1 pseudogene is annotated in these 1,237 nt (G+C 46.5%); it reads right to left on the minus strand.

From position 1 onward, the window contains the following. Positions 1-1,237, minus strand: a pseudogene (locus R7F67_RS24370) (PTS transporter subunit EIIC); the annotation flags it as partial.

Raw genomic sequence — 1,237 nt, forward strand, 5'->3', positions numbered from 1 at the left:
CATCACCACCTCCCCTTCTCGCAGAATTGAAGTCAACGCTTCTGAGCTGATGATTTATTGATACTGTATATGTTTGAATCTTTCACGCTATTAAGCAGAGACTTAAACAGCGATTGTTCAATACCATTCAGCGCATTGTTCAGCCCAAATTGACTCGCGTGTTTGCCTGCATAAGCAAGATAAAAAGGTCGATAGATCAATACCCCTGCCGCGATCACTATCAGTTGAAGTATTGTGCCTTGAATATGATTTCCCATTGCGACATATCCACTGATCAACGGCGGCGTCATCCAATTCACGATCTTCTCGACCGGATCAATCATACCCGACGCAATGCTCGCATAAGTGATCACGAAGCTCACCAAAGGCACCAGTACAAATGGGATGATGAGAATGGGGTTAAAGATGATCGGCAAACCAAACAGCAACACTTCATTAATGTTGAACATCACCAATGGCGCAGCCGCCAACGCCAACATGATGTGGTTGCGCTCTCTGGCAAAAATCAGGATACACAAAAGCAAACAGACGCTGTTTCCTGAACCGCCCATAGACAAAAAGGCGTCGTAAAAACCTTGGCTGATAACGTTAAGCGACGCTTCGCCAGCTTGCCAAGCAGCCATGTTGGCTTCGGTCGCAGCGTATATCTGCTGCTTGATGGCAAACAACATGTTGTGAGCATTGATGCCCGTCGCCCCTAGCAACCCCAAAACGGTTTGATAGATTAAACCGCCTTCAAGCGTTAAAGGATCGACGCCGATACTGCGCACTGCGCCACTAAACCACACCATGATCGCCGCAGTGACGTGAGACAGGCTTACCGCGACAAGAACAAATACGAAAAAGTGCAAAACGTCTTTAAACAGCCGAGAAGTAAAGTCCAGTGCTTGGGGTTCAAGCAATTGAATTCTCAAATGTTTGCAGTACAAATACGACATCATGGCGCTGATCAGCGCCAACAGAGAGTTATTGGGTAACGTATACGTCGCGGATAAGCTTTCATTTTCTATCGACACCAAATAGAACATGATCAGCGAATAAATGATAAGCACCACGCTCGATACATTGGCTTTGTGCGACAAATAATATGCAGCAACCACGCAAAATGCCGTGGGATATAGGTTGATCAAAATGTCGGAAAGGTGGAAAAGCAGTAAGGAAACATCCCCCAAGCCCGCCACTCGAAATGCGTGACCAAGTAGAATAGCCAGCGCGTTGGATAATGTCAGTGGGAGAA

It is taken from the genome of Vibrio sp. YT-17, assembly GCF_033337375.1.
Classification (GTDB): Bacteria; Pseudomonadota; Gammaproteobacteria; order Enterobacterales; family Vibrionaceae; genus Vibrio; species Vibrio alginolyticus.